Origin of the sequence: Mesorhizobium sp. M7A.F.Ca.CA.002.09.1.1 (genome assembly GCF_003998555.1) — a bacterium.
Classification (GTDB): domain Bacteria; phylum Pseudomonadota; class Alphaproteobacteria; order Rhizobiales; family Rhizobiaceae; genus Mesorhizobium; species Mesorhizobium ciceri.
In genome coordinates this window covers 1-532 of record NZ_RZRR01001549.1, presented here as the reverse complement: position 1 = coordinate 532, position 532 = coordinate 1, and the positions used below count along the sequence as shown (strand labels likewise).

Sequence of the window (532 nt, the reverse complement as noted above, 5' to 3'; positions counted from 1 at the left end):
TTGCGTGACGGGTCCGAAGCATCCTGCCCGCCTCCACCGGCCCGCGCACGGATTTGAAGCCGTCGCGCTGCCTGGCCGTGGTGGCGAAGACGAAGTTCAGGTCGGCGAGCGCCGAGGCCAGATCGTCAAAGACGGTGACGGCGTCGATGACATGATCGGCGCGGCTCGCCGCCGCACGTGCCTTCTCGCTCGGCCAACCGTCACGCGGATTGACGAGGCGCAGCTCCGACAGACCGAAATTGGCCATGGCGCGCGCGACCATGCCGATGTTCTCGCCAAGCTGAGGCTCGACGAGGATGATCGCCGGGCCGGCGACTGCAATGCTATCAGGATCTTTGGTGACGGGCATGATTGTCAATGAACTGCTGTTTGCGGCATTTCAGCGTCCCCTGCCATATTCGGCCGGGAAAATGAAGCATTCGCAAATGACGACGGCTCTGGCCTCCAATTCGTGACCGATCGCCGTTTGCGTGGCCAAAAGCGCTTTGATATACGGGCGACATCTCCCGGCCCAACGCCACGCGGGCAAGGC

2 protein-coding genes are annotated in these 532 nt (G+C 63.2%); both read right to left on the bottom strand.

Annotated elements, in window-relative coordinates; translation table 11 throughout:
• A partial coding sequence (locus EN994_RS34590) for a TrmH family RNA methyltransferase (protein ID WP_281060234.1) occupies window positions 1–349 on the bottom strand: 349 nt, incomplete at its 3' end.
• On the bottom strand, window positions 327–532 hold a 206-nt coding region (locus EN994_RS35790; protein ID WP_206530586.1), incomplete at its 5' end, for a hypothetical protein. The genes EN994_RS34590 and EN994_RS35790, both read right to left, overlap by 23 nt.